The sequence below is a fragment of the Candidatus Dormiibacterota bacterium genome (genome assembly GCA_035532835.1).
In the GTDB taxonomy this organism is placed as follows: Bacteria; Vulcanimicrobiota; Vulcanimicrobiia; order Vulcanimicrobiales; family Vulcanimicrobiaceae; genus DAHUXY01.
Genome location: DATKQG010000110.1, coordinates 1 through 5,251, shown reverse-complemented (window position 1 = coordinate 5,251; position 5,251 = coordinate 1). Strand labels below are relative to the sequence as shown.

The following is a 5,251-nucleotide window of genomic DNA, read 5'->3' as shown; positions in this document are numbered from 1 at the left end:
AGCGGACCATCGGTGCGATTTACGGTGGTATCCTGCTCAATCACTACTACGATTTGGTCGATCAGGCGACGCGCGCGCTCGGCGGGTCGGCGGCCTTATTGGACGGCGATGCGATCGCTGCAAGCACGATCGCGCAACCCGACGGTACGCGTACCGTTGACGTGCAGGTTCCGATCGCGGACTCGGTTCTAAAAACGGGCCAGCCCTATACCGGATCCGATACCGAAGGCGGCACCGAGTACCTGGTCCACGTCGACCCGATTCAGAACGATCAGAATCAAACCATCGGCGCGCGCTGGTACGGCATCCCGATGACGCAGATCACCGGCATTATCAACCATACGACGCAGACGCTCGTGCTGTGGGGACTGCTCGCGATGATCATCGCGCTCGCACTCGCCATCCCGATCGTTCAAGCGCTCTCGAACACGCTGGCCAAACGCAGCCAGCAGGTTCGCGCTGCCGCCAAAGAACTCGGCGTGGTGATCGTCGGGGCCGAAGTCTCGGGCGACCATATCGCGCAGACGAAGGCCGCGGTAGAGAAGAGCGGCGCGCTGATCGCCGAGATTCAGGCAGGTGCGCCTTCGCCGAAGATGAGCGAACTGCGTGCCGTCAACGACGAGCTAGAGGGCGACATCATCGTGATCGACACGCTCTCGCAAGAGATGAGCGGCCGGATGCAACAGGCGGTGCATCGCGTCGCCGAGCTCAACGAAGTCGCGGGCGGCCTCAACGAACTGGTTACCGGCGAGAAGAACTAGCCGGCTATGGCAGACGTCGTCTTGTTCTTCGGCAGTAATGCCGACACGATGATCGCCACCAAGGCGCTCAAAGACTCCGGCATTACCGCGAAGATGATTCCGAAGCCCGCCAACGTGACGAGTTCGGCGAACCTATGCCTTTCGATCGATGCGGGCGCGGTCGAACCCGCCAAGAGCGCGCTCGGTACCGCCGGTATCGCGCTCGGAGGTGTGGTCTAACCATGTAGCTTCGTTGCTAAGGAGAGAAACTCGATGAGCTTACGCGTACGGCTTCTCGGTACGATCATTGGTGCAATCGTCCTATTCTTTCTCATCAGCGTCGTCGCGGCGCGTTTGGTGCTTCAGCGCGATTTGCTCGCGCTGGGAGAAACCGAAGTCACCAACGGCGCGGGCGCCTTTGGCGGCTATTGGGATTCCCACAAAGATCAGATCAAGCTCCTGGTATCGCAGGATGCGGTCTCCGATAGCTTGCGAAAGAATCTCGAATCGAAAAACGTCGGCGCGATGCGGAAGCAGTTGGCGAACATCGCCCGAACGTCGGGACTTTCGTTCTTGACGATCGTAGACGGTAGCGGCAAAGTTGTGGCGCGCGCGAACGGGCCGCAGCCGGGAACGCTCGCGCAGAACTCATTGGTGAAACGCGCGCTAACGGGAGAAACGGTGAGCACCGCAACGCTGCTCGGACCCGTGGTGCTGGCCGGTGAGGGCCTCGTCTCACAGGCGCAGGCCGATATCAAGGGGCCCGACGGAAAATCGGTCGCGCAGACCAATCAAGGCCTTGCGCTGGTGGCCGCTGCGCCGATCAGCGACCAAAACGAGCGCACCATCGGTGCGATCTACGGCGGCATCCTGCTCAATCACGAATTCACGACGAACGGCTACTACGACCTGATCGACCAAGCGGCGCACTCGCTCGGCGGCGCGTCGGCAATCCTGGAAGGCAATGCGATCGTCGCGAGCACGATCATGCGGGCCGACGGCACGCGCGCCGTCGACGTGCAGGTGCCGGCAGCCGACGCGGTGTTGAAAAACGGGCAACCCTATACCGGCCCGGATACCGAAGGCGGTACGCAGTATCTCGTGCACATCGATCCGGTCCAGAGCGACCAAAACAAAACCATCGGCGCGCGTTGGTACGGCGTCCCGATGACGCAGATCACGAGCATCATCAACCACACGACGCAGACGCTCGTGCTGTGGGGATTGCTCGCGATGGTCATCGCCCTCGCACTCGCCATCCCGATCGTCCAAGCGATCTCGAATACGCTGGCCAAACGCAGCCAGCAGGTTCGTGCGGCGGCCAAAGAACTCGGTGTGGTGATCGTAGGGGCGGAAGTCTCGGGCGACCACATCGCGCAGACCAAAGTTGCGGTCGAGAAGAGCGGCGCCCTTATCGCGACCATCGAAGCGAGTGCGCCTTCGCCCGCGGTGACCGAACTGCGCTTGCTGAACGATGAGGTCTATTGTGACGTCATCGTGATCGACACGCTTTCGCAAGAGATGGGCGGCCGGATGCAACAAGCGGTGCACCGCGTCGCCGAGCTCAACGAAGTAGCGGGCGGCCTCAACGAACTGGTTACCGGGGAAAAGAATTAGCCGACTATGGCAGACGTCGTCTTGTTCTTCGCCAGCAACGCCGATACGATGATCGCCACCAAGGCGCTCAAAGATTCGGGCATTACCGCGAAAATGATTCCGAAACCCGCCAACGTGACGAGTTCGGCGAATCTCTGCCTGTCGATCGATGCAGGCGCGGTCGAACGCGCCAAGAGCGCGCTCGGCACCGCGGGCATCGCACTCGGAGGGGTCGTCTAAAAAGCGGCTAGCGGAGCGCGCGAGCGTCGGCGAGTTCGATGGTTTCGCGCGCTCCGCCGGCGCGTTCGACGATCAATCCGCCGCCGGTCGCAATCCCGATTGCCGTTGCCTCGAACGGTTCGCGTGCGCCGTCGAGCAGCAGACGATAGCGCCTGCCGGGAAGCCCGGCTGCGCGCTCCCAGACGCGCGCGATACGCTGCGGCATCGAGAGCGTCTCATTCCACGCATCGAACACCAGCAGCATTCGTTCGAGCAACGCCGCGCGATCGACCGGGACGATGTCGTCGCAGAATGCGGGCGGTGGATCGATCCCCGCACTCGCGCCGGGAATGCGATGCACGTTGATGCCGACGCCGGCGGCCACCCAGGCCCGGTCGCCGACGATTCGCGTCGCGCAGAGAATGCCGGCGACCTTGCGATCGCCGAGGAGCAGATCGTTGGGCCAATGCAGCGTGGTCGGCACGCCGCTCTCAAACAGGGCGCGCCGCACCGCGATGGCGACGGCATAGGGGACGATCCACAGGTCGGCGGTGGGGATCGCCCGGGGCAGAATCGTGGTAAAGAGCAGCGAGGTTCCCGGCTGGGCGACCCAGGATCGCCCTTTTCGGCCGCTGCCGCGATCTTGGGCCTCCGCCACGATCGTCAGGCCGAACCCCTCCGGGTCGCCCAGCAGCTCAGCCGCGTCGTCGTTGGTGCTCCCGGTGCGTTCAACGTAGCGAATCTTGGCGAAGGCGGTGCCCATGAGGTTCCGCGCAACCTGCGCGTAGGGATGATCCATACCTGCTTGTTACGGCCCGTGGCGCCCCGCGCCTGGGCGAGAGGCAAAGGGCCGCTATTGGCGTATTGCGCGGTGCTATGGCTATTGAAACCACCCTCTTACTCTGCAAACCCGATGCCGTTTCGCGCGGCTTGGTGGGCGAAATTATCGCGCGCCTCGAGCGCCGCGGCTACCTGATCGCGGCGATGAAGCTCGTGCAGCTTTCCGGCGACAAAGCTCGGGAGCATTACGCCGAACACAAAGACCGGCCGTTCTTCGGCGATTTGGTGAGCTTCATCACCAGCGCCCCGCTCGTGGCGCTTGCGGTTGAAGGCGAGAACGCGATCGACGGCTGCCGCCAGCTGATCGGTGCAACCGATCCGCTCAACGCCGCACCCGGCACGATGCGCGCCGATTTCGCACAGACGATCGGCCGCAACCTCGTGCACGGCAGCGACAGCAAAGCCAGCGCCGAACGCGAACTGAAGATCTTCTTCACCGAAGGCGAGTTCGTTTCGCGCAAGCACGATCTCGAGCGCTGGATCAAGGAATAGCCGATGTCGCTGGAATTGTTGCGCGGCGGCGGACGCCCGCTGATTGAGGGCGTCCACGCGCGCGAAGTGCTCGATTCGCGCGGCAACCCCACCATTGCCGTCACCGTCGCCACCAGCTTCGGCTCGGTGGAAGAAGCGATGGTGCCGTCGGGCGCTTCGACCGGCGCGCACGAAGCCGTCGAATTACGCGACGGCGATGCCAAACGTTACAACGGTAAAGGCGTTCGCAAAGCCGTTGCCGCCGTCAACGAAATCCTCGGCCCCGCATTAGAAGGGCTCGACGCGACCGCACAACGCGAGATCGACGAGCGCATGATCGAGCTCGACGGAACGCCGAACAAGGCGAACCTCGGTGCGAATGCGCTGCTCGGCGTCTCGCTCGCGGTCGCGCGTGCGGCTGCTTCCAGCCTATCGGTTCCGCTCTTCCGCTATCTGGGCGGCCCGTCGGCGGCGACGCTGCCGGTGCCGATGATGAACGTCATCAACGGCGGCAAACACGCCGAAGGCGCGCTGCAATTCCAGGAGTGCATGGTGATGCCGATCGGCGCCCCCACGCTTGCCGAAGCCATACGGTACGGCTCGGAGGTGTTTCACGCGCTCGGCAAACTGCTGCACGAACGCGGTTTTCCGACGCTCGTGGGCGACGAGGGCGGTTACGCTCCGCCGCTCGATTCTATCGACGAAGCGATGGCGTTGCTGTGCAGCGCGATCGAACGCGCGGGCTACAAGCCCGGTGCCGATATCGCGATTGCGCTCGATCCCGCATCGACGGAGTTCTTCCAAGACGGCCTCTACTACGCACACGACAAGCAACACGGGCTGACCGCCGAGCAAATGGTGGACTTGTATCGCGACTTGTGCGACCGCTACCCGATCGTTTCCATCGAGGACGGCTTCGCCGAAGACGACTGGAACGGCTGGTGCCGGATGACCGACGCGTTGGGCGACCGCGTACAGATCGTCGGCGACGACATCTTCGTGACCAACACGCAGCGCCTGGAACGCGGCATCAAGGAAGGCGTCGCCAATTCGATTCTGATCAAGGTCAACCAGATCGGCACGCTCACCGAGACGCTCGACGCCGTGGCCCTGGCGCAGAAGTCGGGCTATACCACGGTGATCTCGCATCGCTCGGGCGAGACCGAGGACACGAGCATCGCGGATATCGCCGTCGCGACCGGCGCCGGGCAGATCAAGACCGGGTCGCTCGCGCGCAGCGACCGGGTCGCGAAGTACAACCGGCTGATGGCCATCGAGGAGCAGCTCGGGCAGGCCGCTAGCTACCCGGGAGCCAAGGCATTCCGCCTCGCGGGCCCGTAGCTCAGCGGCAGAGCGGCCGGCTCATAACTGGTTGCGCGTAGGTT

Annotated in this window: 7 protein-coding genes; 6 read left to right on the top strand and 1 reads right to left on the bottom strand. The window is 63.6% G+C overall.

Going from position 1 to position 5,251, the window contains the following annotated elements; all coding sequences use genetic code 11:
* The 4 genes from VMW12_13615 to VMW12_13600 form a co-directional block, all read left to right on the top strand.
* The coding region (locus VMW12_13615) for a cache domain-containing protein (protein HUZ50760.1) at window positions 1-761 on the top strand (761 nt) is incomplete at its 5' end.
* 6 nt (window positions 762-767) lie between these two features.
* The gene (locus VMW12_13610) at window positions 768-980 is read left to right on the top strand and encodes a DUF3343 domain-containing protein (GenBank protein HUZ50759.1); all 213 of its coding nucleotides are present in this window, start codon (window positions 768-770) and stop codon (window positions 978-980) included.
* Between the two features lie 33 nt (window positions 981-1,013).
* Window positions 1,014-2,357, top strand: a complete 1,344-nt coding sequence (locus tag VMW12_13605) for a cache domain-containing protein (protein ID HUZ50758.1) — start codon at window positions 1,014-1,016, stop codon at window positions 2,355-2,357.
* A gap of 6 nt (window positions 2,358-2,363) precedes the next feature.
* Window positions 2,364-2,576: a DUF3343 domain-containing protein gene (locus VMW12_13600; protein HUZ50757.1), complete on the top strand. Its 213-nt coding sequence runs from the start codon at window positions 2,364-2,366 to the stop codon at window positions 2,574-2,576.
* Window positions 2,577-2,583: 7 nt separating this feature from the next.
* Here the strand turns inward: VMW12_13600 and VMW12_13595 are convergent, their stop codons facing one another.
* On the bottom strand, window positions 2,584-3,354 hold the full coding sequence (locus VMW12_13595) for a biotin--[acetyl-CoA-carboxylase] ligase (protein HUZ50756.1): 771 nt from the start codon (window positions 3,352-3,354) through the stop codon (window positions 2,584-2,586).
* An 83-nt stretch (window positions 3,355-3,437) separates the two neighbouring features.
* Between VMW12_13595 and ndk the strand changes: the two genes are divergently transcribed.
* Window positions 3,438-3,887, top strand: coding sequence for a nucleoside-diphosphate kinase (gene ndk, locus VMW12_13590; protein ID HUZ50755.1), 450 nt, complete (start codon window positions 3,438-3,440; stop codon window positions 3,885-3,887).
* A 3-nt stretch (window positions 3,888-3,890) separates the two neighbouring features.
* A complete protein-coding gene (gene eno, locus VMW12_13585) occupies window positions 3,891-5,207 on the top strand; it encodes a phosphopyruvate hydratase (GenBank protein ID HUZ50754.1) in 1,317 nt (438 codons plus the stop codon).
* The last annotated feature ends 44 nt before the right edge of the window (window positions 5,208-5,251 follow it).

What these genes read in the sequence shown, in the direction of transcription:
- VMW12_13610 (HUZ50759.1), top strand. Translation starts at nt 768, where the DNA reads ATGGCAGACGTCGTCTTGTTCTTCGGCAGTAATGCCGACACGATGATC.
- VMW12_13605 (HUZ50758.1), top strand. Translation starts at nt 1,014, where the DNA reads ATGAGCTTACGCGTACGGCTTCTCGGTACGATCATTGGTGCAATCGTC.
- VMW12_13600 (HUZ50757.1), top strand. Translation starts at nt 2,364, where the DNA reads ATGGCAGACGTCGTCTTGTTCTTCGCCAGCAACGCCGATACGATGATC.
- VMW12_13595 (HUZ50756.1), bottom strand. Translation starts at nt 3,354, where the DNA reads ATGGATCATCCCTACGCGCAGGTTGCGCGGAACCTCATGGGCACCGCC.
- eno (HUZ50754.1), top strand. Translation starts at nt 3,891, where the DNA reads ATGTCGCTGGAATTGTTGCGCGGCGGCGGACGCCCGCTGATTGAGGGC.